The following is a 25,873-nucleotide window of genomic DNA, read 5'->3' as shown; positions in this document are numbered from 1 at the left end:
CATGAGCACGCGACCCGTCCCCGATCGGTGCGTTTCGCAACACCTCGCCCGCGGGCGTGCGGGGGTTGCGCTCGCGGTCGTGATCGTCGTTCTGGCGATGTTGAACCTTGTCGTCATGGGGTCGGCTCGCCCTGCCGGCGACGAGGCCGTTCTGGGCGCGATGCGTGCCGAGACCACGCGGGCGTTTTACGCCGCCGAGTCAGGGGCGTTCATCGCGGTCAGGGCGATCGTCGACGGGCTGGAGCCACCGGCCCTCGGGAGCGAGCAGTCCGTGGGCGCGGCGACGGTCGCGTTCGTCAGCCTTCCACCCACGGGCGAAGTTGGCGAGATTGTGGTCGAGGGTCGATCGGGCGAGGCACGGCGTCGGCTCAACCTGCTCGTCGAGTGAGGTCCGGGAACGACGAGGCTCCCGACCGGGGCACAAGTCACGCCCTTGGCGGGTCGATGATCGCTATGCGGGCGGAGCCGCAGGGGAGTGTGCGCTCGTGCTGAGATCAACGGGCCTGTGCATAGGGCTGTCGCCGACTCGCCTCGAGGTCGCGGTCGTATCGGGCCGTGCGGTCGAGCGATCCGCCTCCGTCGAGCTCGACCCTGCCGAGTGGGAGGGTTACTGGGCGGACGGCCTGATGCCGCTCGACACGGCGGTCGCCGCGTTGCTGAAGCGCGTTCGCGCGCGCCGAGGGATGCGTACGGCGCTGTACCACGACGGCCCTGACGCCACGGCGATGCTCGCCAGTTGCCCGCTGTCCGGCGACGCGGCGCTCCGAGCGGCACGGATGCAACTGGCGGAGGCTCTCCAGTATCCGGCCTCGAGCCATCCTGTTTCGTGCACGATCGTTGGCAACGACGCCTCGGGCGAGCCGCCTCGAACCCACGTGCTCGCGACCGCCGATCGTGACGATCGTGCCCAGTCGCTCTTCGGGATGCTCGTTCGGGCTGGGTGCCGTCCGGTCGTGATTGCCCCGATGGAGGCAGTTCTCATCGCATCCGCAGCGCGCGCGGCGCTCACCGACTCGTGCGGCCCGAACGACGTATTGATGCACGTCGGCGAGCGTCACACGGTTATCTCGGCGGGGAGCAGCGGCAACCTGCGATGTCTTCGCTCGTTCGATCTCGGATGCGACCTGTTGCTCGAAGCACTCGTCCGGGCGTTCCATCCGGCCGGACGCGCTGCGCCGCCGACCACCGGTGAGCGTGAACGGGCGCGCGAGTTCATGCACACGCGCGGCATCCCGGGTCCGGAGGAGGTCATCGATCACAGTTCCGGCCTGCGCGGCTCGGTCGTCCTGCCGCTGCTGCAACCCATCATCCAGCGCTATGTCGTGGAGACCCGGCAAACGATCCGCTTCGGCATGAGTCACAGTGATCTCTCGACGGTGCGGCTCGTGCTCAGCGGGCCGGGCGGGCGTATTCCCCGCTTTGCCGAGCTGTTGTCGAGCCACCTCGACGCCGACGCCATCGTCAGCGAAGACGCGCCGAAGTACGAAGCGGGGGCGTGCAGCGCATCCCTGCGAGCGTGCGTCGAGCGTCCGATCCCGAATCTCAACCTGCTGCCCAGAGTCGCGGAAGCAAGGCGGGTTGCGAGCGTGCTCGCGGTCGGCGTGCGCGCCGGCGGCGTGGCCGCGGGGTTGCTCCTCGCCGCCGACGGTGCGCGGATCGCGCACGAACGGGCCAAGGTCGACCGGTTGATGCACGCGAACGCTCCGATCATCGAGTCGATCGACCTTGCGGCGGAGATCGACCAGCGAGCCGACGAGCTTGCTGCCCGACTCGCCGACGCCGAGGCATCTCTGGCGGCCACGCTCGGGGAGTACCCCGACTGGGTCGCCACGCTCCGCCAGATCGCGGCGGTTGCCAGCGACGAAGTGCGGCTGCTCGAAGTGACCGGCGACGTCGGTCGCGAAGGTCCCGCGCTCACGATTCGCGGGATCGCTCTCGCCGGCGCGGGACCGGAGGGGCAGGAGCCGTTGAGTCGCTACCTCGAGGCGCTGGCCGCCTCGCCGCTCACTCGCTCGGTGCAACTGGCCTCGACTCGGAACACGGTCATGGACAACGCTCCCGCGCGGAGTTTCGTCCTTCGCGCCCAGTTGCACGGCCTGCCGCACCCGATCGTCGTGGCCAAGGAGGGCACGCCATGAGGCACCTGATCGCCCGAAGGCTCGCCATCGAGGTCATCATGGTCGGGGCGATGATCGCGGGTGGCTGGTTCGGCCTGCTCAAGCCGCTCGAAGCCCGCCTGGCAACCGCCAAGGCACGGGAGGCAAGCCAGGAGTTGAAGATCGAGGCGGCCAGACGCGAGGATGCCAACCGCGCTTCGCCGCCCGAGACCCGACTCCGCGAACTCACCGCTCGCGCGGTCGAGATCGACCGGCAGTCGAGGGCGTCCGGTGAGCCGGCGATGCTCTACGACACGCTGACCGGGGCTGCCGCGTCGCACGGTGTCCGCATCGACCGCCTCGACCCGAAGCGACGCGCGACCACGGCGAACCGTCGTCCAGGGTCGAGGACCGAGATCGAGTCCGTCGAGTACACGATCATCGCCATCGGCGCCTTCGACGCCGTTGCACGTTTCGTTGCCCAGCTCGAGCACGAGATCGGCCTGACCCGCATCACGGCACTGCGCGTGGCGCCGAGACCAGGCGATTCCTCCCAGGAAGTGACCGCCACGATCGAAACCTCGCACTACCGGCTGGTCCGATCGCTGCTCGAGCCCGATCCCAGGCCGGCCTCGCCCGCCGCCACGAAGCGAGGGACGAAATGAACCTGACCCCATCCACGATGCGTCTCGCAGCCGCCGCGCTGGCGGTCATTCCCATGCTCATGCTCATGGGCGTGCGGATGGTCGGCGTACAGTCACCGCAGTCCGCATCGGCGAAGTCCACGAAGCAGAAAGCGACCGCCGCGCCGACGGCGTACGTTCGCCGACCGCTGACGGCTGAGCAGGCCGCAGCGTCCGCCTTCGCGGCGTCGCAGCCCACCGATGCGCCACTCCTCTCCCCGTTCCTGTTCGACGACCCCGGCAAGCCAGCGCCTGTCAACGAGATCGTTCTGCCTCCGGTGGCGAGCAAGCCCGAGACGGCCAGACCGCTCGCTGAGAAGCCCCCGGCCGTCGTGCTGACCGCGCTCATGCTGGGCGGCAGAGAACCACTCGCCGTGATCAACGGCAAGCCGTATCGACTCGGAGCCGAGATCGCGCCCGGGTGGGCCTTGACTTCGATCGACCGCCAAGCGGCCTCGGTTACGGTCACGTGCGTCGTCGACCCGGAAAAGACGGTCGTCGCCCGGCTTCAGAGGCCCTGACGAGCCTCCTCCTCCGACAGCAACCCCTGGCCCGCCCGCCGACCAGCGGCGCCGCTGCTATACTGCCCCGACCGGCCGCCCAGCGCGGCGCCCGGGCGCATAGCTCAGTTGGCTAGAGCGCTTCCGTCACATGGAAGAGGTCACAGGTTCGAGTCCTGTTGCGCCCATCGGCCCGTTTCGCAGCGTTTCGCACGGTTCCGCACCTTCTCGCGTAACGCTCGCGTCAACAAGGCTTTCCGATGATTCGTGCGGATCGGTGCGAACCGATAGGTGGTGTTGCGCGCCCGAATGGGAGGCTTGGTCGTGGTCTGCTGGTGCGAGCGAGTTGATGTACGCGCGGGATCGGAGTGGGGCACCGCAATCGCACGTGTTTCCTCGGTCGCCGTTGTTCAGCACCCTGCGACCCACAGGTTCAGGAACAGGATGAAGTCCAGCGTGTCTACGGCTCCGTCGCCGTTCATGTCGGCGGAGTCATCCTTCGCTGCCCAGAGGCTGAGGTACGCGAGGAAGTCGAGCGTGTCGGTACGCGTATCGCCGTTCACGTCCGCTGCGCAGTTCAGGACGAGCACGTCGTAGCGTTCGACGGCGGCGGTTCCTGTGACTTCGACGGGCACGACGGTGAGCGTGTGCAGGCCGTGGGTCAGGCCTGATTCGGTCCATCGCCATTCGAAGCGGTCGTGCTTCACGCCCTGGTTGAATGGCGAGAGAAGAGGGATCGGGTCTGTGTCCGGCGGCAGATTCCAGAAGAAGTGGACGCGTTGTGCCGTGCGGTCGAGCAGCGCGACACGGAACGTGGCCGTGGTGGCGTTCTCGATCGGACCGGTCGTGAGCAGTTCTACCTTCGGTCCTACACGATCGATATAGATCGTCGTCCTGAACTCGCGGAAGAGGGGTGCATCGCCCGCGTTGCGATGACGGAACGCGAGCACGGAGACGTAGTTGTACCCCTCGGGGAGGAGCGAGGCGTCGATCACCTGCTCGTAGAGGCCGGCCTGGTGACCTGAGCCGTAGAGAGGTTGGAAGGTGGTTGTGAATCGCTCGTAGCCCGCAGCGACACCGGCGTCGTATGGGTAGTCCGTGGCACCGTTGCCGTTCAGGTCTGCGTGTCCCTCGTTGATCCGAAAGATGGCATCATCGTCTGTATTCGGATCAAGGGGATCGGTCTGCATCGTCGTGAGGCGGAGCGTGAAAGATTCCGTGTTGACAACAGGGACGCTGGAGAGCCTGCGGCGAGAGAAGGGGGCCTGAGGCGGGTCGGCGGGGATGAGGCCGGACGCCTCGGGTATCTCAATAACGCCGCTCGGGACTGCGGGGCCGTAGACGACATAGCCCATGGCGTGTTCGAGGCCGTTGACGCTGCGGTTGTTTGGCACGGTGATGAGGACGCGCCGATCGGCGCCGACTGTGAGGATTTCGGGGATGAGGTTGGTCGGGTCGATCTGCAGGTCGGCGGCGTTGCCGGTGAGTTCGTGGAGGCGTGTGCCGGGCGGGAAGGTCGTGAGGACGTTTCGTTGCTGAACGCCGTTGTCGAAGCGGTCGTTGACGGCGACGAGGAGGTTGGCGGAGTATGCGCCGCCGTCGAGTGGCGTGCTGAGTTCGTAGACGAGAGCGTCGTCCATGGACTGGTTGACCGGGTCGGACCAGTTGAGGGGGAAGAACTGGCCGCGGGCGTACTCGTTCCGGATGCGCACGAGCGTCGTCAGTGCGGGGTCGAGTGAACCTGACGCGGGGTCGAGTCCGAGTGCGTTGGGCGAGCCTTCGCGGGGAAAGAAGCCGCCAGAGCGTGTGATGCCGCGGGCGTTGTGGTAGACGATGGGCGGCCCGGGTCGCAGGAGGGCGTATGCCATCTGGGGGAGGCCCTGCTGGCGGCGCGTGGGAAGGGGGGGGGCGGCGGAACCGTTGCCGGCCGAGCCGTTGTCGTGGCTGAAGACGTGGTTCACGCCGAGGGTGCCGTTGTTGAACCCGTCATCTGTGGTGTCGATGTGGGCGGCGAGGACCGACGCCCACGAGCCGAAGCCGTCGGCGTTCAGGACGTCGCGCAGCGAGCCTGCTCCGCTCAGGTCGAGCGCGTCGCGGTCGGCGAAGGCGTCCTTGCGGACGTACTGCGTGTAGGTGAACCAGTTGCCGTCCACGCACTCAACGAAGGAAAAGGGGGTCGCGATGCGGCCGTCGGGCGTGAGGCGACGTTCGTGCACGACCGTGTCCCAGTAGGTGTCCCAGAACCAGGTCGGCACGTGCTTCGCTGCGTCGAGGCGGAAGCCGTCCACCCTGAACTCGTCGAGCATCCACTGCGTCCACCGGAGCAGGAGGAGGGTTGCGTTCTCCGCGATCGGATCGCCTTGCGACGGATCGTTCGTATTGAAGGGATAGACGAAGAACTCCCAGTGCTGACCGGGGGGAGGGTTGCGTGAAGTACCCGGGTTGTGGACCACCCTCGGCGGCAGGTCGCGGTCCTGGTACAAGCGGGCGTTGGCCGGATTCGGCTTGTTGTAGAGCGTACCTTCGGGGATGTTCTGCGCGTGACCGGCTTTCACGGGGTGGCGGATGAAGAGGTTGTTGGATTCGTGCGCGATGTCGATCAATGCGACGAGGTCGCCCTTCTCGCGGTCATAGAACGGCTTGCCCGGATCCTCCGACTGGTAGTACCCTGCGGCGTGCCCGGCGTGGAAGTCGCCCCAGTTGTCGGTCGGCAGTTTGTCGCGCGGCGGGTTCTCCGACGCCATCCAGAATCCGGGGTACCCGCCCGCCTCCTGGAAGGATTTGCTTGTCTGGCGCATCGAGTTGTGGTTCATGATTGTGTCGATGTAGATCAGGCCATTCGCTCGGCGCAGTTCGCTCGTCGCCGCACGAAAGCCGGCCTCGGTCCCGTAGGCCGTCGGCGACGTCGGCGTGCCGAGATCGAAGCGTTCGAACGGGTCATAGCCGGGGCTTTTCGGGTCGGCGCATTTCGATGGGGGCGGCAGCCAGAGCGCGCCGTAGCCCGCGTTGAAGAAGTCGGGAGCGCGGTGCTCGATGTCAGCCCACGGGCACTCGAACCACTGAAGGATGACCGGGTGGTCTTGCCCGTCCGCCCGGGGGGACGGCGCGAAGCCGACAGCCACGGCGAGCAGGAGAGAGCGGGACAAGGTCTGGGCATTGGTCATCACGTCCTCCCGTGTGCTCCGCCATTATGCGGCATCAGCCGCCCGCGCGGAAGAGGAAACCTGCGAAGTGGAGCGTACAGGCCCTCGGATGGCGGGCGTGGCGGCAGCCGGGGGCGTTCCCACGCGGAGCAGCAAGGCGGACACCGTGGCGGTTCGCCTCGCAGGCGCGTCAGTCGATCGTCTGAACACGCTTGCTGCGTTTCTTGTCGATGACGTTCACACTCTTCTCGCTGTCGCTCTCTTCCTTGAAGAAGACGTCGTGAATCTTGTCGGTGATGAGTTCCGCGTGCCCGTCGGTGAAGACGTAGTTGCCGCCCGCTTTGCCGTGGTTGTCGTCCTTGGCAAACTTGCCCACCGTGGTACCGGCAGAGTCGGCCAGGTCCTTCCGCCCGTACCACGCGTCGGTGCTCACGTCCGGGCCGTTGGTCTCGTCGCCCCAGATCGGCGCGGGGTGGATGATGACCGACTCATCGGTCTTCAGCCCGGCGATGTAGAGATAACTCACGTTGTATCCCACGATGCTCCATTCCGATGCAGGCGGCTTGGGCTGCATCGGCTTGCCCGCGTTGTACGAATAACCTGGTTTGAACGGCATGCCGTACCAGCGATCAAGCTTATCTCCGGGGCACGTCAGGAACTGCCAATCGGAAACGTAGGCCCGCATCAGGGGCGTCTTGTTGCCGTCCGGGTAGGCGGCGAGGTCGGGGTCGCCCGTCGCGCCGACGAACCCGTGCATTCCGTCGCCGAGTCCGCCCGACTGGCCCATCTGGTACAGGCTGAAGAGGCCGGAGACGCCGCCGACGACGTACTGAAAGTCCAGACGCCGTTCGCCGGACTTGCCGTAAAAGGCGTCCTCTGCCTGCTTGGTGAACGGAATGAGCGGGTACCAGTCCTTCCACTCGTTCGCGTAGTACGTCATCGCGAGGCCCATCTGGCGTGTATTGCTCAGACACTGAGCGATACGGGCGGCCTCCCGGGCTTTGCCCAGGGCAGGAAGCAGAAGCCCGATCAGGAGAGCGATGATGGCGATGACGACGAGCAACTCGATCAGCGTGAACGCGCCGCGGGTTGCAGGGGACGTGCGCATGGCGACTCCGGTCCGAGACCTGCTCCGCCTCCCGGGTGAGACCCGGAACGCCAAAGAGTACAGACCGCAAACTTTCGGGTCAATGCCTCGGAATCGGCCGGCAGAAACCCCTTGGAGCGGTGAGGCCGCACCGCTAGACTGCACCGTGTCCGCGCCGATCGCGGTTCGGTCTGGAGGAACCGCCGCCGAGAGCGGGCGTCGCACATCTTGAGGCAAGGGAGAAGCGATGAGCACGAGAGGGATTCTGTTGTTTGTCGGCGTGGCAGCGTCGGCCGCGGTGGTCGGCGCCCAGCCCGTTGTGGACGGGCAGCGCGACGCCCTGTACGGTGCGCCCATCTGGGTGCAGACGAACCCGACCCAGTTCGGCGATTCCGGGCAGTCGGACCCCTGCGATGATGAGGATGTCGGCTGGCCCGATCTCGTCACCACGGGCGTCGAGATGTCGATCCCGCTCTCCGCGCTGGGGAACCCGGCGGGTGCGATCAGAATCTGCGCCTTCGTCAACGGAAGCGGCAACGACTTCGTGTCGAACCAGATTCTCGGTGGGTTGCTCCCCGGCACGTCGAATCCGGGCGAGCCACGGAACGTGAACCTCAAGAACTACGGCGGCACGCAGCACGTTGAGTTCACGCCCGCCGTGGTGGGCGCGGCGCCGATCATCGACGGGACGCTCGACGGCGTGTACGGCGCTCCCGTGGCGGTGCAGACCAACCGGACCGGCTTCGGCGACGCCAACATGGGCGCGTACGACTACGCCAATGGCTCCGAACTCGACGCCTTGTACGCGGTCGTCCACGATGGTCGGCTGTACGTGATGGTCACCGGCAACCTCGAATCCAACTTCAACAAGTTCACCATCTTCTTCGACACCATCCCCGGCGGGCAGAACAAGCTCCGCGGCGACAACCCCGACATCGACTTCAACGGCCTCAACCGCATGGGGGACGACGGCTCCGGCAACGGGCTTGAGTTCGACGAGGGTTTCGAGGCCGACTACGTCATCCTCTTCGGCGGCGGCGGCGAGCCGTACACCATCTACCCCAACTACGCGGAGGTCATGCCCGGCGGCATCGGCCGCTGGCTCGGTGCGGGTTCTGCTGTGAGCGATGGCGTCCTCTTCGGCGGGTCAAACCCCGACGACATCCGCGTCACGATCAACAACTCGAACGTGGACGGCGTCTTCGGTTCCTGCCCACCCCCATCGGGGACCGAGGACCACGCCACAGGGTCCGAACTCAACGCCGTCTACTCCTACTTCGACGGCCCGGGCAATCGCCTCTATCTGATGATCACCGGCAACCTCGAGAACGGCTCCGGGTCCAAGGACTCCAACAGCGGCAACAAGCTCAACCTCTTTCTCGACGCCGCGCCGGGCGGGCAGAACCGCCTCCGCGGCGACAACGTTGACATCTCCTTCGGCAACCTCAACCGCATGGGCGACGAGGGCTTCGGCAACGGCCTGACCTTCGACGCCGCGTTCGAGCCGAACTACTGGATGAGCATCAAGATCAACGACAACCCGCCGTGGCAGACCATGGACTGCGCCGTCCTCCGCACCAACGGCCCGCTCAAGGACTTCAACGGCAACAACCTCGACTACGGCGCGTGGGACAACAATCCCAAGTCCGATCGCGCTCCGGTGCCCTTCGATGGCCCGCGCGTGGACGTGCAGGACGGCTTCACGCCACAGCTGTATACGAACTACGCCCCGCGAACGACGCAGATCGACCCCTTCAACCCCGTGCCGGGCCTTCTCCTCTTCTACCTCGACAACTCCAACGTCGGCGGCGTGACGGACACCGACACTTCCGACGCCCCCAACGTCACGGCCGGCTTCGAGATCGCCATCGACCTCGACGAACTGGGTTGGGACGGTGTGTCTGAGATCAAGCTCGCGGGCTTCATCGCAAGCCCGGACTCGTCGTACCTCTCCAATCAGGTCATCGGCGGGCTGCCGGCGGGAACAGGCAACCTCGGCGCGATCGCAGACGTCCGCAACATCGACTTCGCCGACTACGCCGGCGACCAGTTCGTGGTCGTTCCGACCTCGAAGCCTTGCCCGGCCGACTTCAACGGCGACACCATCATCAACTCACTGGACTTCATCGCGTTCCTGAACGCGTACGTCGCCCAGGACCCGCGGGCGGACTTCAACGGCGACACCATCATCAACTCGCTGGACTTCATCGCGTTCCTGAACGCGTACGTCGCCGGCTGCTCGTGACGGTTGTGCCGGAACCTCTGCCATGGAACGGAGGCCCCTGCGCTCGCGCGGGGGCCTCTTTGTGTTCGAGTTCCACGCGGCGTCCGCCGGGCGGAGCGGGCGTCCATGTCACTTGACGCGGAGAGGCTCGAAGCCCGTGCGGTACTCGCGTCGCACGAGCGTGCGGTTCGCCTCGGCGTGGTTCGTGAACGAGAGGCTCGCGCGGTCCCAGTCCAGCGATTGGCCGGGGTACTTCGCAGCCTTCATGGCGAGCAGGCCCGGTTCGGTGCAGCGGATGCCGACGTCGAAGGGCATCCAGAGGTGCGGCGTGTCGCGTCCGAGGGCCTTGTCCACCCAGGCGTGCCAGTGGCTGAACTTCTCGTAGGTCGGCAGGCCCGGCCACTCCATGCCGTCGGTCTTGCGGCCTTCACGCCAGATTTCGAGCGGCCCTTCCGGAGCGAGCACGAGTGTGCCGCCCTCGCAGACGACGATGGTGACGATGCCGCTGGGCCACTCGCCCTCGCCGATGCCGAGGTGCGCGCGGTCGGGCCGCATGTTCGAGTCGTAGAAGTAGAAGTTGCACGTCGTGTTCGCGAAGCGGTCGCTCTTCACAGCGTACGTGACCGTCGAGAGCACGCGGTCGGCGTGGAAGTGCGACAGGTCGCGCGAGGGCGTCCTGGTGCAGACGCGCACGGGGCTGGTCAGCTCAGGGAATGCGTAGAAGAGCACGTCGGTGAGATGGACCACCCAGTCCGTGATCTGCCCCCCGCCGTACTTCCACCAGCTGCGCCACTGCCGCTGGACCATCTGCGGTCGGCACGGCTCGTGCTGCGCCCCGTTCAGCCAGAGGTCATAGTTGAACCCCGGCGGGGGGTCGATCGGGTCGCCGAGCGTGCCGTCGGCGAAGTAGTGCCCGCCGGCGCGGGAGCCGTTGCCGAAGGTGATGTGGACCTCGACGACCTTCCCGAGCGCGCCGGTGCGCAGGATGTCCACGGCCGCGCGCCGCGGGGCGTGCTCGATCCGCTGGGCGCCGACCTGCGTAACGAGGTTGCGGCGGGCGCGGACGGCGCGTTCCAGCAGGTCGAGTTCCTCGAGTTGCTGCACGAGCGGCTTCTGGCCGTAGACGTGCTTGCCGCGGTCGAGCGCGAGCGTCATGATCGCGCAGTGCGAGTGGTCGGGCGTGGCAACGATCACGGCGTCGAACTTGTCGCCATGCTTCTCGAAGGCCTCGCGGTAGTCCTCGCAGGTGAATGCGTCAGGGTGCTCGCGTGCGGCCTCGGCGAGCGCGTTCGCGTCCACGTCGCACAGACCGACGATCTCCGCCAACGGGTGCGAGGCGATGTTGTGCCGGTCAGCTCCGCCGATCGTTCCGATGACACCGATCGAGAGCACGCGGAGTTTGCTCGCAGCCCGCGCCGGCCGGGCAAACCCGACGCTCGGAGCCACGAACGCCGCCGCGCCGAGAACAGCGGCCGTTTGAAGGAAGTCACGCCGTGAAACGGTGGCGGTGCCTGCTGCCATGAGATCACACTCCCGCTTGCGGTGGCATGGGGCCTCGCTCGCACGTCGGCGAATCGGATGCTTCGCGTACGGCACCTGACCCGACAGCCACGGCCGACGGCCGAGAGTGTACCGGGAGTCCGCCAGAGCGAGTGGACTGCCTCGGGGCTTCGGCGGCAGCACCAAGCACGGGTGGAGACCCGGTAGATCGGGCTGACCAATGACCCCGACGGGATTCGAACCCGTGTTACCAGGATGAAAACCTGGTGTCCTGGACCTGGCTAGACGACGGGGCCTGAGCGCGGCCATTGTAGCCCTCGCGCACCGTCCGGCTACCGAACGTGCTCCGTCCGGTCGCGTACCATGACGCATGACGGCTGAGGCCCGCGACGAGTCCGTCACGCCGATGCCGATTCCGCCGGACGCACGCGGCGTGCTGCTCTTCGGCGGGACGTTCGACCCGCCGCATCGCGGGCACACCGAGCCTGCCGTCGCCGCACGCGACGCGATGATGCCGCCGGGGTCGTGGCTGGTCTTCGTGCCCGCGGCCCGATCGCCGCACAAGTCGGAGGCGCCTGCGACCAGTGCGGCAGATCGCGCGGCCATGCTTCGACTGGCGATCGCCCCGCTGGCGCGATCGGCCGTCTGGACCGACGAGATCGACCGGGCGGAGCGCGGCAGCGCAGAGCCGAGTTGGTGGGTGGAGACGCTGCGACGGGCGAGGCGTGTGCTTCCGCCCGGCACGCCGCTGCGGTTCCTGATCGGGTCGGATCAGGCGGCGGCGTTCCACCGCTGGCGTGCGTTCCGAGCGATTCTCGCGCTCGCCGAGCCGGTGGTCGTGCTGCGCGAACCGATCGCGGACGCGGCGACGCTGGATGCCGCTCTGGAGGCGTCGGGCGAGTGGACAGCAGCGGAACGGCGCGCGTGGCAGAGTCGGATCGCGCCCGCGCCGATCATCCCGGTCTCGGCGACGGCGATCAGGGCAGCGCTCAACCGCATCACCCCCCCCTCTGGGGAGGCGAGCCGGCCGCTCGCGAGCGTGCTCGACGGTGCGGTCCTCGAGTATGCGCGCAGCCATGGGCTGTATGCTGACTGGGGCTTCGCCGGCTCGAAGAGTCCGGCTACGATCCGCCCTCCCGGTCCCGGTAGCAGCCTGGATGCCGCAGCCATGCCCGACACGCCCGACAAGCCTCGCCACTTCATCCGCCAGATCATCGACGAGGATATGCGTTCCGGTCGGTGGGGGGGGCGTGTGCACACGCGCTTCCCGCCCGAGCCGAACGGCTATCTCCACGTCGGGCACGCCAAGAGCATCTGCCTGAACTTCGGGCTGGCGCAGGAGTACGGCGGCAGGTTCAACCTGCGCTTCGACGACACCAATCCCCTCAAGGAGGAGATGGAGTTCGTCGAGGGCATCAAGCGCGACGTCCTCTGGCTCGGCGCGGACTGGAGCGGTCCGCACGGGGGCGGCATCTTCTGGGCTTCGGACTACTTCCAGCAGATGTACGACTACGCCGTCGAACTCGTGAAGAAGGGCCGCGCCTACGTCTGCGACCTGACCGCGGAACAGACCCGAGAGTATCGCGGCACGCTGACCGAGCCGGGCCGACCCAGCCCGTACCGCGACAGGTCCGTCGAGGAGAACCTCGACCTGCTCGATCGCATGCGGCGCGGCGAGTTCCCGGACGGCTCGCGCACGCTGCGCGCGAAGATCGACATGGCCTCGCCGAACCTGAACCTGCGCGACCCGGTCATGTACCGCATCCTGCACGCCACGCACCACAACACCGGCGATGCCTGGTGCATCTATCCCATGTACGACTGGGCGCACGGGCTGGAAGACTCGATCGAGGGCATCACGCACTCGATCTGCACGCTGGAGTTCGAGAACCACCGGCCTCTCTACGACTGGTTCATCGATGCCATCAACGAGGGCCGCACCGACGACGGGGCGGGGCCTTGGGGGAGAAAGATTCCGCACCCGCAGCAGATCGAGTTCGCCAAGCTCGCCCTGACGACGGTGCTGATGAGCAAGCGCAACCTGCGCCGGCTCGTCGAGGAGGGTCACGTCGCGGGGTGGGACGATCCGCGCATGCCGACGATCTGCGCCATGCGCCGGCGAGGGTACACGCCGGAATCGCTCCGCACGCTGTGCGAGCAGGTTGGGGTGACGAAGTACAACAGCGTGACCGAGGTGGTCGTGCTCGAGAACGCCGTGCGTGACCACCTCAACAAGGCCGCCCCGCGCCGGATGGCCGTTCTGAGGCCGCTGCGGGTCGTCATCACCAACTGGGCGGACGGCGGCGATCCGGATCGCACCGAGTGGATGGATGCCGTCAACAATCCCGAAGACCCTGGGGCGGGCACGCGCCACGTTCCCTTCACCCGAGAACTCTTCGTCGAACGCGACGACTTCATGGAAGACCCTCCCAGGGGCTACTTCCGGCTCGCGCCCGGCGTCGAGGTTCGCCTGCGATACGCCTACTGGATTACCTGCCGTGAAGTCGTGAAGGACACGGCCGGCAATGCCGTGGAACTGCGCTGCACCTACGATCCCGCTACCCGTGGCGGGGAGACTCCCCCCCCTGACCCCGACGGCAAGGTCCGGAAGGTGAAGGCCACGCTGCACTGGGTGAGCGCGACGCACTGCCGGCGCGCCGAGGTCCGCCTGTTCGATCGCCTCTTCGTCGCGGATGAGCCGGGCAAGCGGACCGGCAACTTCCTCGACGACCTGAACCCTGCTTCGCTGGAGACGATCCGCGATGCCGCTGTCGAACCCGGGCTCATCGGGGGGACTCCCGACGAGCCTGCCTGGCCGGACTGCATCCGCCGCTTCCAGTTCGAACGCCTGGGCTACTTCTGCGTTGATCCGGACTCGACGCCCGATCGTCCTGTCTTCAACCGCACGGTCACGCTCAAGGACACCTGGGCGAAAGTGGCAGCGAAGGGGGGGTGAGCCGGCTCCCGTCGGGATCGCTCGCTATCCTCCCGCCCATGTCGCTCACCGTCACCGGCACCATCGGCATCGACACCGTCTTCACGCCCGACGGCCAGCACCGCGAGAACGTGCTCGGCGGCTCGTGCACCTACTTCGCCGCCGCGGCCTCGTTCTACACGCCCGTCCGCATGGTTGCCGTCGTCGGCGACGACTTCCCCGCAGACTTCCGCCGGACCATCGCACGGTTCGCCAACGTTGACACGGCCGGCCTCGAAACCCGGTCCGGCAGCAAGACGTTCCGATGGGGCGGCCGCTACCAGCCCGACATGGACCACCGCGACACGCTGTACACCGAACTCAACGTGCTGACCGAAGCCCCCCCCCCGGTCCCCGCAGCCTACCGAGACTCACGCTTCGTGTTTCTTGCCAACACGCACCCCGCGGTGCAGATCGGCCTGCTCGACCAGTTCCCCGGCCGCGGGCTTGCCGTTGCGGACACCATGGACCTCTGGATCAGCACCGCGCGGGCGGAACTCGAACTGCTGCTGACGCGAGTAGACGGACTCGTGCTCAATTTTGATGAGGCGGAGCAGTTCACCGGCCTGCGCAACACCGTCGCCGCCGGACGCCGCCTGCTCGACTTCGGCCCTCGATTCGTCGTCGTCAAGAAGGGCGAGCACGGAGCGATCCTCGTGCACCGCGACGGCATCGCCGCGCTGCCCGCCTATCCCGCCGAGCGAGTCGTCGATCCGACCGGCGCGGGTGATTCCTTCGCAGGCGGTCTGATGGGCTTCCTCGCCTCATCGCGCGACGCAGCGGAGCCTGGCGCGTTCGACGCCATCCGCCGGGCGATGGCCCACGGCACCGTGATCGCCTCGTTCACGATCGAGGCCTTCAGCCTGGAGCGGCTTGCCTCGCTGACACGGGCCGAGATCGACGCTCGGTTCGCCGAGTATCAGCAGATGTTGCGGTTGCACTGAGGCGCGCCCACGGCGTGAACGGCGGACGCTATGCGCGGGCGAACCGGAGGCGATTCCCGTCAGGATCGATGACGAGCATCTCCCGGGTCTTCCAGGGCGAGTCCTTTGGTGGCTCGGCCACGCGCACGTTCCGAGCGATCACTTCGCGGAACAGCGCATCCACGTCGTCGACGATCAGGTAGGCCGCTCCGCCCGGCTGGCAGTCGCCGGTGTGCTCCGTCAGAAAGAGCGACAGCCCATCGCGCGTCACCTGCGTGAACACCGGAAAACCCGGCTCGAACCGGTGCTCACAATCCACGCGGAACCCAAGCCCGTCCACGTAGAAACGGCGGCTTCGCTGCCAGTCCGTCATCCGCAGTTGAGGAAAGACCCGCTGTCGCGTGTGGCGCTCCGTCATGACGACTCCCTACTCGTATGTCGGCCGCTGCGGCCAGCCTTCGGGTGAGTCCTCGAAGTCCTCCTGCCTTCCCCAGGGCGTGAGGTCCAGCAGGCTGTACGAGTCCGTCAGCCGCTCGACGCCGCGCCCGTAGGTCGAGTAGGTGTGGAACACATCGCCTTCCGCGCGAAAGAAGACGCTCAGGCCGTGCTGCTCGCCGCGCAGGAACCACGGCTCTTCGTCGGAGCGTCGCTCAAGTTCCGCGCGGTCGCGGTAGTTGTACTGCAGGGGGGCAACGCGCGGATCCTGCGTGACATGGAAGTCGTAGTTGAAGTCGCTCCCGAACGATGAGAACCACCGCCAACGCCAGCCCTTCATCGCTTGGAACGCGACGAGTTTCGCCAGCGGGGCTCGCGACACAAGCGCGAACGAGGTGTCGCGCTGGCCGAGCAAGGAGAGGTCGCCGAGCGAGGCCACGAACCCGGTGCAGCCCGGGCACCCCCTCTCCCACTCCGGGTCGAACATGAAGTGGTACACGATCAACTGCCGCTTCCCCTCGAAGAGGTCGAGCAGCGTGGCCCGCCCATTCGGGCCGTCGAACTCATAACGTTTCTCCAGCCGCACCATCGGCAGCCGTCGCCGCCTCGCATTCACCGCGTCGTAGCGGCGTGTCAGTTCCTTCTCCTCGGCGAGCAGTCGAAGCCGCTCGGCAAGCCAATCCTCGCGCCCGGCGATTCGCGGGTGCGCAGCCGTGCCCGTCTCCATGAGGATGCTCCCTTTGTGCGTCGTCGGATCCTCGGGTCGATCACTTCTTGCGCCGGTAGTCCGCCCGCATGAACTGTCGCCACTCGCCGTCGTCGCCGAGTTTCCAGGCCGTCAGCACGCGATGGTCTTCGCTCTTGAACTCGTGCACATCGCGGTACTTGGCCATCTTTCCTTCGACGCAGAACTCCGGTCCCTCGGTGCTGAGCGTGAGCACGCGCCCAGCCGGGTCGAGTTCACCCTCGTACACCCACATGAAGTCCATCATCGATCCGACCCAGGTGCCCACGAAGCGACCGCGCCGAGGGTCGTAGCCGAGGGCCGTCAGCATGGTGCCCTCGCCGCCGCCGGGCATTTCCATGCGCCCTTCGCCGATCATCCACATCCCGCCCATCGATCGGAAGCGCTCTGATCCCGAGTGCTTCGCCTTGGGTTGATCCGGCCCCATGTCGCATTCGCCCTCGACGGTCCATTCGCCCAGGAACCGTTCGAGCCACTTGTGCTGTTCCCCCGGATTCGGCATCATTGTTCACACTCCTGCTGCATGTTGGTGTTGCGATTCGTTGTCCATTCGCCTCTGGTTCAACCGCGCCGGCCCGAGCCGACGCGCTCTTCCGCCAGCCTACGCACCCGCTCCAGTTCGTGCCCCCAGCCCTCGACCACGCCCTCGCGATGTTCGTCGCTGATCTGCCCCATCGCCTTGTGGATCACTTTCAGTCGCGTCCCGCTTCCCTCGGCCGTCAAACGGTACTGAACGAAGTTCACGGCAGGGTACGACATGAACAGCGGGCCGCAGATTTCGAGCAGGCCCGGGGGCTTGATCACCTGAACGTGCCCCCAGAAGTGGCCGGTGTCGTTACCGAGGTCTCGGAACCATCGCCCGCCGGGCCACGGCTCGATCTTCATCGGGAAGGGCGTGCCATCCGGCATCTCGCTCATCGGTCCCATTTGGTCCAGCAACGCCGCGAACACCACCGCCGCGGGAGCCGCCACCACAACGTCCTTCGTCACCTCCAGCGACCGCACGGCATCCTCTGTGTTGCTCGTCAGCATGACCCGTTCTCCTTTGATTCGGTTTCGCTCGCCGCCATCCTCTCCGCGCGTTCCTTGATCCGGTCGAGTTGATGACCCCAGAACCGCTCGAACGTCTTTGCCCAGTCGTGCACAGGCTTGAGTCGCTCGCCTTCGAGGCGGTACAGTCGGTGTCGGCCACGCCGCGTCACCGACACGATCCCTGCGTCGCGCAGCACCCCGAGGTGCTTTGAGACCGTCGGCTGGGGCAGCCCGAGCGATACGACCAGCTCGCCCACGGCGTGCGAAGCGCCATCGCCCAGCACGCCGATGATCTGCCGCCGCCGAGGCTCCGCCACCGCGCCGAATACGTCCGACAGGTCACCGGCCGCAGCCATGTCGAAAATATATTCTGCAAACGGAATATGTCAACTCGGATGCAGCCGAATCTCCGATCGGCACCCCCTGCGGGACGAAAATGACCGTTTGATCGCAACTCCCAGACGCCTGGCCGGAAAGTTAGTAAGTACTAGTCTACACTGAAGTGGGGGTTGGCATGGAGAACGCTCCTGACGCTTCGAGCCGACACTTGGCAGGTCGTGCCTCGGACGATCTCGCGGCACGGCTGGCCGCGCTCGAAGCGCGAGTCGCCGCCCTCGAGTCGGGCACGCGAACATCACCGTCGTCAAGACAGACGAGCAAAGGTGCGGTTCCGAAGTCTGCCTCCGCACAGGCACAGCAGACCGTGCCGACAGCACATGCCGCGCCGCCGACAGGAGTGGCCGGTCCAGCGCAGCCGTCCGATGTTCATCGTTCGGCGAAGCCTGCGATCGAGCGGCAGATCGGTGGTCGCGTGTTCGCGGCGGTAGGGGCGCTGGCGGTCATCATCGGCCTCGCGCTCGGGGTGAAGGTCGCGCTCGACGAGGGGTGGTTCCGCCTGCTGCCGCCGCTCGGCCGGTGCATCGCCACGGCAGCGTTCGGCGCGGCTCTGCTCGCCGTCGGCGAGATCGCACGCCGGCGCATCAACCCGCTCGCGGCTGCGGGACTGAATGCCGCGGGAGTTGGCGCGCTGTTTGTGGCCGCGTACGCCGCCTACGGCTTCTTCGGCCTGATCGAAAGCACGCCCGTCGCGTTCGGCCTCATGGTGATCGTTTCGGCAGTCGGCATCGCAGTCGCCATCCGCGGCAACCTCGCCTCCACCGCCGTCCTTGCCCTGCTCGGTGGCTACCTCATCCCGGTTCTCCTCGCCGATCGCGAGCCCGCGCCGCTGGTTCTCCCTCTGCACCTGCTCGCGCTCGCGGTCGTCGCGCTCTCGCTCTCTGTATGGCGCCGCGTGCCATTTGCCATTCTCAGGCCGCTCTCGTGGTGGGCCACGGGCGTCCTCGGCACGCTCTGGACGTCCGCGCAGGGTGTCGATCATGCGATCATCGCGCTCGGGTTCTGGGCGGCCGCATGGTCGCTCTACCAGTCCGAACTGATCCTGTCAGCCCGTCGCCACGGCATCTCGCCGGACGAGACGCCGCGCCGCAGGCGCCTGCGGCGAGCACATCCGATCGTCATCAGCATCGCGAGTTCCGCGTGGGCGACGCTGATGGCCACGGTTGTCATCCGCGAGTGGGGGATGCTTGAAGACTGGATGGCGCCTGCAGCGGGCTTTGTCGCCACGGCGGTGGCCTCGCTCTCGCTCGGGTCGAGCGTGCGCGTGCTGCGCGACCGCCCGCGCACCGACACGGAGTCGCTCGCGGCGTGTTTCGCCGTGCAGGCGGGCGGCCTGCTCATGGTGACGATCGCGCTCGCGCTCGCGGGCTGGACGGAGACCGCGGCGTGGCTCGCGATGGGCGTCGCCGCGGTGGTCGCCGGGCGATGGATCGCCGCGCCCGCGCTCGACCGCTACGGGCTGCTCCTGCTCGTCGTGGCCACGGGCCGGCTGCTCATCTGGGATCACACCGTCGGCGGCCTGGCCTCGCCGTGGGTCGCGGATCGCGTCGTCGCCGTTTCCCCGTGGATGGTGCTGATGCTGGTCGGCGCGGCGGCGTGGGGGGCGTCGGCGCGGCTGATGCTCGTCGTCGCTCGCCCCGGCGAAGAAGAGGAAGAGGCGTCGCCGCTCGCGCCGCCGACGCGGCCGCCGGGGCTCGGGCGGGCGTCTCCCGCGCGTCGGCTCGGCGTGTTCTGTGCCTCCGTCGCCGGGCTGCTCTGGCTCGTCGCGTTCATCCACGCGCGAACGCACGCCGGCGCAACGTGCATCGCCTGGCTCGGCGGCGCGGCGATCGTCTTCGCCGCGCACCGTATCGAACCGCGGCTCGCGTTGCGGTGGATCGGCGCGGCCATGCTCGGCGTGGTCTTTGTCCGGCTGCTCGTCGTCGAGACCGTCCGGCCCGACCTGCGATGGAGCGGCATCGACGCCTTCGGTCTGCGTCTCGCGCCGTGGTCCGCGTTGCTCGTCGCCTGCGGCGTGGTCGCGACGCTCATGGGGCGTGCCGCATGGGCGGGGCGAGCCGCGCCGTCGGCGGACGCTGCCGCGTGGGCGTTGCGGGCCGGCGCGTGGGCGGGGATCGGAGCGGCGCTCGCGTCGCCCGTCGCGCAGCAGAGCAGCGCGGCCGCGCTCGCGGTGTTCTGGTCGATCGGCGCGTTCGCGCTCGCGTTCGTGCATCGTCGCGTGCCGCTCCTCCGCCTCGACGCCGCGGCCGGGCTGGTCGCGCTCGCGGCGACCGTTGCGTGGTGCCGGGCGTTCCCGCCGCACTCGTGGCAGGCGGACGGTTCCGCGCCGCTCCTGCATCCGGGGCTGTGGCGGTCGTTCGTTGTTGTTGCAGCGCTCGTTGCGTCGGCTCGGGCGCTGCGCGGCGGGTTCGCGGCGGGCGCCGTCGTCGTCGCGTGGATCGCGGCTTCGGTCGCGCTCGTCTCGACGACGCTCGAGGTCGCGCGCGTGGCGGAGGCGATCGCCGCCGACCCGACCGCGCGCCGCGCCGCCGTCTCGATCTGGTGGGGCATCGCGGGCGCGGTCGCGGTCGCGTGCGGTTTCATGGTGCGCCGAGCCTCGCCCCGCTGCGCCGGGCTTGCGCTCATCGCCCTCGCCATGCTCAAGGTCGCGCTGCTCGACCTTCAGGGCGTGCCGCCGGTCTGGCGGGTGGCGAGTTTCCTGGGCCTGGGCCTGCTCATGCTGGGCGTCGCCGTGCTGTACGCCCGGCTGGCGGCGTCGCTCGGCTCCGCGAGCGAGGGCGCGAACCCGCGGCTCGGCGGTTCCGAAGAACGGGTCTGAGCCGCGTGCCCGCGCGCTAGACTATGGTTCCGGGCGTGCATCAAAGGATGGAGCGCACAACCCCATGAAGACCACCACCGAGTCCACTCCCTGCGCCTGTTTCGGCGGGGCGGAGCGTGTCGCCGCGGGCGCGGACGCCGTTCTCCGCCAGTGCAGCGACCTGCTCCACGCCGTGAGCGACGACGCCTACCGGGCGGAGTCGCGCGTGCTGGCGGGCGGCACGATCGGCAAGCACCTCCGCCACACGCTGGACCACTTCGCCGCCGCCTTGGCCGCGCGCGAGGGCGGGACGATCGACTACGACCACCGCGAGCGCGGCGTGCCGGTCGAGACCGACCGGGCCGAGGCCTCGCGCGTGATCGATTCGCTGCGGGCGCGGCTCGCCGAGCTGCGCAACGGCGCGCTCGACGCGCCGGTGCGCGTGCGCGTGATGACCGACGCCGACGGCAGCGAGGCGGAGCTCGGCTCGACGCGGGCGCGCGAGCTCGCCTTCGCCACGCACCACGCCGTGCACCACCAGGCGATGATGAAGGCGATCGCGGCCGAGTTCGGCACGCACGCCGCGCACGACTTCGGCCGCGCCCCCTCGACGCTGAACCACGACCGCACCGCCCGCTGACCCGCTCTCGGCCGGTCTGCTCATCTTCGTGTCCGCTGTCCGTTGTCTCCCGTGTGCACCGTCTCCGTCATCCCGCTGCCCTCCGCCGGCTTCCGGCTCGTGACGAACCGGGACGAGAGCCGCCGCCGCGCCGCCGCGGACCCGCCCGAGTGGCGAGGTCCGCCGGCGCTGCCGGTGCGAGCGCTCTGGCCGACCGACACGCACGCGGGGGGCACGTGGGTCGCCGCCGCCGAGACGGGCCTCGCGCTCGCGCTGCTGAACGTGAACGCCCCGGGGGGGGAATCCGCGCCGCCGCGCGCGGGCCGGCGCTCGCGCGGCCTGCTCATCCCGTCGCTCATCGATGCGCTGACGGCCGACGAGGCCGCGGACCGGCTCGCCGCGGCCGACCTCGCCCGGTTCGACCCGTTCCGGCTCGTCGCGGTGCAGCCGGATGCGCGGGGCGTGCCGCGTTCGCTCGACGCGGTCTGGGACGGCGAGCGGCTGCACCTGACCGCGCACGGGCAGGCGGCGGTCTGCTTCGCGAGTTCGGGCCTGGGTGACGCGGTCGTGCTGCCGCGGCTGCCGCTGTTCGAGGAGTTGGTCGTCGCGCCCGGGCCGACGCCGGAGGCGCAGGACGCGTTCCACGCGCACCGCTGGCCGCACCGCCCGGAGATCAGCGTGCTGATGTCGCGCGACGCGGCCCGCACGGTGAGCGTGACGGCGGTGGAGGTGACGCCCGCGGCGCGCGCGGCTTCGCGCGCAGCGCCGCGATCCGCATCGCGTGCCGGGCCGCGCGGGTGCGGATGGCGTACCGCCCGGTGCCGGAGGCGGTGGTGGTGGGGGGGAGAGTGGGGGGAGTGGGGGGAGTGGGGGTGGGGGGGACGGCCTCTTCGCTCCGGAGGGGCGAGGGCCTGTAGCCGCGGGTGGCGCGACGCCGGGCAGCGGCTGCTCGCAACCCGGGGAAGCGCAACCCGTGGAAGCGGAGCCCGTGGGCATCGTTCGTTTCTGCGCGCAAGGCCGGAGAGGCGTGGGAACCACACCCCCCCCTCCCGCGCCCGCTCGGGGAGCCCGCCCTCGGCGTTGGCCTGGGCGCGCCATGCGATCCGGCGCACGAGGTAATCGCGATTGCCCGACCGCGTCTGCTCGCCGAAGACCTCGGTGTACCGGCTGCGCAGCTCGGTCACGGTCATGCGCCGCGGTTCGCTCACCATCTGCCCGACGTTCAATGCCACGCATCGCCTCCTTGTTCTCTCGCCGTTAACCAGCGACGCCATCAGGGCGAGGACCGGCCGAGAGTTCAAGGCATGTCCGCGAGGATTCCGGCAGATTCTGAGGGGGGTCGGCGGGGCCGAGATGTGGGCGAACTCGCCCATGCAGCCGCAGAATCCCGCGGGCGAGGATGCTGCCAACCTCGTCCATCCGCTCGTCGGGCGACATGTCCGCCGGGTCCGTCGGGTCGGGGCGCAGCGACATCGCGCACTCCTTCGGAGATGCTCACTCGTCCGTGGCCGGTCGTGGTGATCCGGGATCGGTCGCCTGCGGCACGCCGCTGCTGGCTACTGGATACCTACGCGATGGGATTCCGCAGTCGCGCGCAAGGGGCCGAGAGCAACCCCGCCGTCAACCACAAGAGGTTCGATGAGGAGGGCGCTCTCCCTGGACCCGCATTATGATGGGAGCATGTCGCCAGGTACCGCCGACTGCTTGGACGAGCTCTGGACGGAGATCGAGGGCCGCCGTCATCGTCACCTGCTCTTCCTTGTTGGCTCGCTTGTTTCACGCAGCCCAGAGTGCCATTGCGCGAGCGTGCCCGAGATTCGAGACGCCTTGGTCCTCGCGTCGGTGCTCAAACAGACCGAATGCAGCGGCGCCTCAACCGAGCTGCGCGTCGCTGTCAGGGCCTGCCTGGACAACCCGGAGTGGAAGAAGGCGGTGAGCGAGCTCCCATTTGAGCAGTTCATGGGATGTCTGGACGCGGCAAATCCTCATGCCGCCACCGCAGTCGTGCGGGCGACCTGCGGAGGGAGCGTGGATTCGCGCCCCAACCATCTTCATAGGCTGGTGATTGCCGTGGCGCAGGCGCTCGTTGATCGCGAGTGGTGCGAGGCCGTGACGCTCGCGACCACGAACTACGATCGATGCCTAGAGATTGCCGCGGGGATTTCCGTTCCCGCTCCCTCGCGGACTCTGGGTGGCCAACTGCATCAATGGATTGACGCACGACAGCGGGGACTCGTGCAACTGCTCAAGTTGCACGGGTGCGTGTCGGAGCCGGCATCGTGCGTGTACACAACTCATCAACTTGCCCGGACCCTGTTCCTTGCTGGCCGGCTCGATCAGGTCTTCCAACTCCTTCGGGTACCCGCGCCACCGAGCCTGTGGGTCGTGCTGGGTTACGGGTTCCGTGACCCCGACCTCAGGCCGCTCTTCTCGGCGTTGCTCAACGGCGACGGCGCGCGTGAGCGAAGGCGGGTCTTCTGGAACGAGCCCTACTGGCCGGTCGATCCGTCGTTCTCCGGGCCAGAAGTGCTGCGGGCGAGTTTCCTCACGGAGCTCAATCCGACAGTGCATAGCGCAAGCCTCTTTGGGCCGATCCATGAGCGGGGTCCGCGGCACATCCTCGTCGATCTCGCCCATCGGCTCGGGCTTGATGCCGCCGAGAGAGATGTACCTGAGTACGTATCGGCGGAACGCTTGTTGGATGCGAGAATGAAACTGCGGGTGGACGAGGCGCTGCGATCCCTCTCCTCGGACGCGTTGGCCGAGTTCGTTGCACGCATCACCGACTCGGCGTGTCGGAGCGACGCGATCCCAGTCCTGCGGCCGCTCGTGTTCGGAGACTCCGCTCCCCCCCCGGCCGTGGTGCGGCTGTACCTGGAGCAGTTTGGTCACGGGCACGACTGCTCCGCTCAAGCCGCTGAGGCGGTGCGAGTGCGGAGGGCCTGGCCGGGGACGGAGGTTGAGCTCATCGCCCGGGCGTTCGAGTCCTTCGCCTTGACGCTGCCCGGCAGCGTGCTCGCTGTCCCGCAGGCAGTCTGGACCCTGCGTCGGGGCAGGCGACTGCGCACGCTCGCTACCCGCGCGACGCGAGCCTTCTTCGAGCACTACCGACTGCACCTGTGGTGCAAAGTCGTCCAAGCTGCAGGCTTCAAGACGGCTCCCCTGCTGCATCGGCTCGGTCTTCATCGAATCCTGGCGGCTGTATCGGCGCGTCTTGCCCAGCGGCTGGGCGAGACGCAGGACGTCATGATGTCGGTCCTCGTCAGCGAGGATGCGCCCGGGCTTCTGGAGGTCCGCGACGTGGCAGCAACGTCCGTCCTGCACGGACAAGCCCTTTTGGTTCGAGGCAATGGAGAGGGCGCACTCAAGCGTGCGAGCGAGGGGCAGGTGCTCTATTCCGTCGCAGGCTGGCTGAACGGGACATCGCTCGCTGACCGGACCCGCGGATGGGCGCTGCTGGCCCAAGGGGAGCCCCAGCGCGCGGCGAGGATCCTGGCCGCCGCCCTCGATCGTGCCCTCGGCAGCGCCGACCCCAGCCTCGGTCCGAAGATGGCACTCGACATGCTCCGGGCCCTGCGATCCGCGGGATGTCCGAGTGCCAGAATCTCTGAATCCATGACAACTGCGGAACCGGCGTCGGTTGCAGCGATGCGGAGCCTGCTCCGGCGCGTTCACGACGATCCGGCCGGCGCTTCCGATGAAGACGCATCGGCGATTGCGGCGCTAACGCGGCAACTCTACCCGGAGCGCGACTGGGAACGGCTCGACACCCTGATAGAAAGATCGCTGGACGCGAGCATCTATCCCGTCTTCTTGGCACCGGTTCCTGCGCCAACCGGACAAGGCCGCCGAGAGCAACCCTGCTGTTAAGCTCAAGCCACCCGTCAACCAGAGAGCGCGAGAGTTTGAGAGGGGTTGCCGCCGGTGGGGCGAGAGCAACCGTGGGGGTTGCCGTCGGACCCCGAGATTCGGTTTCAAGACCGAGAGCGCGGCGGGCGGGCCGGGAAGCGCCGAAACCCCCTTCGTAAAGCGATTTTTCGCGAGTTCGGCCGGGTGGCTTGGACGGGGCCGCCCCGTAAACCAAAACGCCCCCGCGTTTCCGCGAGGGCGTCGAAAACTCCCCGACCTGGACTCGAACCGGGAACCTGGCGGTTAGCAGCCGCTCGTTCTGCCATTGGGCGACCGGGGATCGGGCTGTGCGGCCTTCGGGCGGGGGTTGGCGGCTGGCCGGGACACGCCGCCAGGGGGCCAGACTGCGCAGAGGGCCGAAGGGCTGAAGGGAACCTCCCCCGGCGGCGAAGACCCAGCCGCGAAGACCCAGCCGCGAAGACCCAGACGCGAAGACCCAGACGCGAAGACCCAGACGCGAAGACCCGGCCGCGAAGGCCAGACGCGAAGACCCGGCCACGACCTCCCCCGCGGAGCGAGGGGGAGGAGGACGCGCGGGAAGGGAGCGTTTGCGGGTGAGGAGGGCGCGCGGGAAGGGAAGGGGTGCGGGGGAGGAGGGGATCGGGTGTTCTGGACCTTCTGATCCGTTCTCCCCGCACTGTTCGCTCCGCGAACTCCGCGTGCTGCTCCGCGTCCTCCGCGTTCGATCCGCTCCGCGTTCCATTCCGCGCTCTCCGCGTTCCATTCCGCGCTCTCCGCGTTCCGCTCCGCGGCCTCTGCGTTCGGTCTGGTCGCGTGCGGTTCCTGCGCGGGGGTCCGAGTTGTCCTTCG

The 25,873-nt window shown here is 68.1% G+C and carries 19 protein-coding genes, 3 tRNA genes and 2 pseudogenes; 12 read left to right on the top strand and 12 right to left on the bottom strand.

Annotation, left to right across the window (positions count from 1 at the left end; translation table 11 throughout):
- The first annotated feature begins 1 nt into the window (after position 1).
- The 5 genes from FBT69_07320 (at position 2) to FBT69_07300 (ending at position 3,467) form a co-directional block, all read left to right on the top strand.
- Positions 2-388 carry a hypothetical protein gene (locus FBT69_07320; GenBank protein ID MDL1904603.1) on the top strand — a complete coding sequence of 129 codons (387 nt, stop codon included), beginning with the start codon at positions 2-4 and terminating at the stop codon, positions 386-388.
- Between the two features lie 97 nt (positions 389-485).
- The gene (locus FBT69_07315; protein ID MDL1904602.1) at positions 486-2,138 is read left to right on the top strand and encodes a hypothetical protein; all 1,653 of its coding nucleotides are present in this window, start codon (positions 486-488) and stop codon (positions 2,136-2,138) included.
- Positions 2,135-2,761, top strand: coding sequence for a type II secretion system protein M (locus tag FBT69_07310; protein MDL1904601.1), 627 nt, complete (start codon positions 2,135-2,137; stop codon positions 2,759-2,761). Before FBT69_07315 ends, FBT69_07310 begins: the two co-directional genes overlap by 4 nt.
- Complete coding sequence (locus FBT69_07305; protein MDL1904600.1) at positions 2,758-3,300, top strand: hypothetical protein; 543 nt, start codon at positions 2,758-2,760, stop codon at positions 3,298-3,300. The genes FBT69_07310 and FBT69_07305 overlap by 4 nt, the downstream gene beginning before the upstream one ends.
- A 93-nt stretch (positions 3,301-3,393) precedes the next feature.
- Positions 3,394-3,467, top strand: a tRNA-Val gene (locus tag FBT69_07300).
- A gap of 222 nt (positions 3,468-3,689) precedes the next feature.
- Here the strand turns inward: FBT69_07300 and FBT69_07295 are convergent.
- Both FBT69_07295 and FBT69_07290 read right to left on the bottom strand, forming a co-directional pair.
- Positions 3,690-6,443: a hypothetical protein gene (locus FBT69_07295; protein ID MDL1904599.1), complete on the bottom strand. Its 2,754-nt coding sequence runs from the start codon at positions 6,441-6,443 to the stop codon at positions 3,690-3,692.
- 880 nt (positions 6,444-7,323) lie between these two features.
- A pseudogene (locus FBT69_07290) lies at positions 7,324-7,530 on the bottom strand (DUF1559 domain-containing protein).
- Between the two features lie 226 nt (positions 7,531-7,756).
- On the opposite strand from FBT69_07290, the gene FBT69_07285 reads away from it, so the two are divergent.
- The gene (locus FBT69_07285) at positions 7,757-9,754 is read left to right on the top strand and encodes a hypothetical protein (GenBank protein ID MDL1904598.1); all 1,998 of its coding nucleotides are present in this window, start codon (positions 7,757-7,759) and stop codon (positions 9,752-9,754) included.
- Positions 9,755-9,862: 108 nt separating this feature from the next.
- On the opposite strand, the gene FBT69_07280 is transcribed toward FBT69_07285, so the two are convergent.
- Both FBT69_07280 and FBT69_07275 read right to left on the bottom strand, forming a co-directional pair.
- Positions 9,863-11,254 carry a twin-arginine translocation signal domain-containing protein gene (locus FBT69_07280; GenBank protein ID MDL1904597.1) on the bottom strand — a complete coding sequence of 464 codons (1,392 nt, stop codon included), beginning with the start codon at positions 11,252-11,254 and terminating at the stop codon, positions 9,863-9,865.
- Positions 11,255-11,454: 200 nt separating this feature from the next.
- Positions 11,455-11,529: transfer RNA gene (locus FBT69_07275), tRNA-Glu, on the bottom strand.
- 74 nt (positions 11,530-11,603) lie between these two features.
- Between FBT69_07275 and FBT69_07270 the strand changes: the two genes are divergently transcribed.
- Together FBT69_07270 and FBT69_07265 are read left to right on the top strand one after the other, a co-directional pair.
- Entirely contained in the window at positions 11,604-14,189 is a 2,586-nt protein-coding gene (locus FBT69_07270) for a glutamine--tRNA ligase/YqeY domain fusion protein (protein MDL1904596.1), read from the top strand.
- 38 nt (positions 14,190-14,227) lie between these two features.
- Complete coding sequence (locus FBT69_07265; GenBank protein MDL1904595.1) at positions 14,228-15,151, top strand: sugar kinase; 924 nt, start codon at positions 14,228-14,230, stop codon at positions 15,149-15,151.
- A gap of 28 nt (positions 15,152-15,179) precedes the next feature.
- Here FBT69_07265 and FBT69_07260 read toward each other — a convergent pair whose 3' ends face one another.
- From FBT69_07260 to FBT69_07240, 5 genes are read right to left on the bottom strand one after another with little or no spacing between them, the layout of a single operon-like run.
- Complete coding sequence (locus FBT69_07260; protein ID MDL1904594.1) at positions 15,180-15,503, bottom strand: VOC family protein; 324 nt, start codon at positions 15,501-15,503, stop codon at positions 15,180-15,182.
- A gap of 54 nt (positions 15,504-15,557) precedes the next feature.
- Positions 15,558-16,292, bottom strand: coding sequence for a DUF899 domain-containing protein (locus tag FBT69_07255; GenBank protein MDL1904593.1), 735 nt, complete (start codon positions 16,290-16,292; stop codon positions 15,558-15,560).
- A 40-nt stretch (positions 16,293-16,332) separates the two neighbouring features.
- Entirely contained in the window at positions 16,333-16,815 is a 483-nt protein-coding gene (locus FBT69_07250; GenBank protein MDL1904592.1) for a DUF1579 domain-containing protein, read from the bottom strand.
- 56 nt (positions 16,816-16,871) lie between these two features.
- Positions 16,872-17,342, bottom strand: coding sequence for an SRPBCC domain-containing protein (locus tag FBT69_07245; GenBank protein MDL1904591.1), 471 nt, complete (start codon positions 17,340-17,342; stop codon positions 16,872-16,874).
- Complete coding sequence (locus tag FBT69_07240) at positions 17,336-17,698, bottom strand: helix-turn-helix transcriptional regulator (protein MDL1904590.1); 363 nt, start codon at positions 17,696-17,698, stop codon at positions 17,336-17,338. Before FBT69_07240 ends, FBT69_07245 begins: the two co-directional genes overlap by 7 nt.
- Before the next feature lie 158 nt (positions 17,699-17,856).
- Between FBT69_07240 and FBT69_07235 the strand changes: the two genes are divergently transcribed.
- The 3 genes from FBT69_07235 to FBT69_07225 all read left to right on the top strand — a co-directional run bounded on the left by FBT69_07235 (position 17,857) and on the right by FBT69_07225 (position 22,273).
- On the top strand, positions 17,857-20,556 hold the full coding sequence (locus tag FBT69_07235) for a DUF2339 domain-containing protein (protein ID MDL1904589.1): 2,700 nt from the start codon (positions 17,857-17,859) through the stop codon (positions 20,554-20,556).
- A gap of 64 nt (positions 20,557-20,620) precedes the next feature.
- On the top strand, positions 20,621-21,175 hold the full coding sequence (locus tag FBT69_07230; GenBank protein ID MDL1904588.1) for a DinB family protein: 555 nt from the start codon (positions 20,621-20,623) through the stop codon (positions 21,173-21,175).
- 42 nt (positions 21,176-21,217) lie between these two features.
- On the top strand, positions 21,218-22,273 hold the full coding sequence (locus FBT69_07225; GenBank protein MDL1904587.1) for an NRDE family protein: 1,056 nt from the start codon (positions 21,218-21,220) through the stop codon (positions 22,271-22,273).
- Here the strand turns inward: FBT69_07225 and FBT69_07220 are convergent.
- Both FBT69_07220 and FBT69_07215 read right to left on the bottom strand, forming a co-directional pair.
- A pseudogene (locus FBT69_07220) lies at positions 22,204-22,365 on the bottom strand (DUF2924 domain-containing protein). The gene FBT69_07225 and the pseudogene FBT69_07220 sit on opposite strands and share 70 nt — an antisense overlap.
- 46 nt (positions 22,366-22,411) lie before the next feature.
- On the bottom strand, positions 22,412-22,627 hold the full coding sequence (locus FBT69_07215; GenBank protein ID MDL1904586.1) for a hypothetical protein: 216 nt from the start codon (positions 22,625-22,627) through the stop codon (positions 22,412-22,414).
- Between the two features lie 165 nt (positions 22,628-22,792).
- Between FBT69_07215 and FBT69_07210 the strand changes: the two genes are divergently transcribed.
- The gene (locus FBT69_07210) at positions 22,793-25,024 is read left to right on the top strand and encodes an SIR2 family protein (protein ID MDL1904585.1); all 2,232 of its coding nucleotides are present in this window, start codon (positions 22,793-22,795) and stop codon (positions 25,022-25,024) included.
- Between the two features lie 247 nt (positions 25,025-25,271).
- Here FBT69_07210 and FBT69_07205 read toward each other — a convergent pair.
- Positions 25,272-25,343 (bottom strand) — tRNA-Ser (locus tag FBT69_07205).
- Positions 25,344-25,873 lie beyond the last annotated feature (530 nt).

This window comes from Synechococcales cyanobacterium CNB (assembly GCA_030263455.1).
Taxonomy (GTDB): domain Bacteria; phylum Planctomycetota; class Phycisphaerae; order Phycisphaerales; family UBA1924; genus CAADGN01.
Note: the sequence above shows the minus strand (reverse complement) of the source record. Positions and strands in the feature narration are given on the sequence as shown.

Coding starts and splice junctions, on each gene's coding strand:
- FBT69_07295 (MDL1904599.1), bottom strand. CDS start 6,443: ATGACCAATGCCCAGACCTTGTCCCGCTCTCTCCTGCTCGCCGTGGCT.
- FBT69_07210 (MDL1904585.1), top strand. CDS start 22,793: ATGAGGAGGGCGCTCTCCCTGGACCCGCATTATGATGGGAGCATGTCG.
- FBT69_07305 (MDL1904600.1), top strand. CDS start 2,758: ATGAACCTGACCCCATCCACGATGCGTCTCGCAGCCGCCGCGCTGGCG.
- FBT69_07265 (MDL1904595.1), top strand. CDS start 14,228: ATGTCGCTCACCGTCACCGGCACCATCGGCATCGACACCGTCTTCACG.
- FBT69_07270 (MDL1904596.1), top strand. CDS start 11,604: ATGACGGCTGAGGCCCGCGACGAGTCCGTCACGCCGATGCCGATTCCG.
- FBT69_07280 (MDL1904597.1), bottom strand. CDS start 11,254: ATGGCAGCAGGCACCGCCACCGTTTCACGGCGTGACTTCCTTCAAACG.
- FBT69_07235 (MDL1904589.1), top strand. CDS start 17,857: ATGGAGAACGCTCCTGACGCTTCGAGCCGACACTTGGCAGGTCGTGCC.
- FBT69_07230 (MDL1904588.1), top strand. CDS start 20,621: ATGAAGACCACCACCGAGTCCACTCCCTGCGCCTGTTTCGGCGGGGCG.
- FBT69_07245 (MDL1904591.1), bottom strand. CDS start 17,342: ATGCTGACGAGCAACACAGAGGATGCCGTGCGGTCGCTGGAGGTGACG.
- FBT69_07260 (MDL1904594.1), bottom strand. CDS start 15,503: ATGACGGACTGGCAGCGAAGCCGCCGTTTCTACGTGGACGGGCTTGGG.
- FBT69_07310 (MDL1904601.1), top strand. CDS start 2,135: ATGAGGCACCTGATCGCCCGAAGGCTCGCCATCGAGGTCATCATGGTC.
- FBT69_07255 (MDL1904593.1), bottom strand. CDS start 16,292: ATGGAGACGGGCACGGCTGCGCACCCGCGAATCGCCGGGCGCGAGGAT.
- FBT69_07215 (MDL1904586.1), bottom strand. CDS start 22,627: ATGTCGCTGCGCCCCGACCCGACGGACCCGGCGGACATGTCGCCCGAC.
- FBT69_07285 (MDL1904598.1), top strand. CDS start 7,757: ATGAGCACGAGAGGGATTCTGTTGTTTGTCGGCGTGGCAGCGTCGGCC.
- FBT69_07240 (MDL1904590.1), bottom strand. CDS start 17,698: ATGGCTGCGGCCGGTGACCTGTCGGACGTATTCGGCGCGGTGGCGGAG.
- FBT69_07320 (MDL1904603.1), top strand. CDS start 2: ATGAGCACGCGACCCGTCCCCGATCGGTGCGTTTCGCAACACCTCGCC.
- FBT69_07250 (MDL1904592.1), bottom strand. CDS start 16,815: ATGATGCCGAATCCGGGGGAACAGCACAAGTGGCTCGAACGGTTCCTG.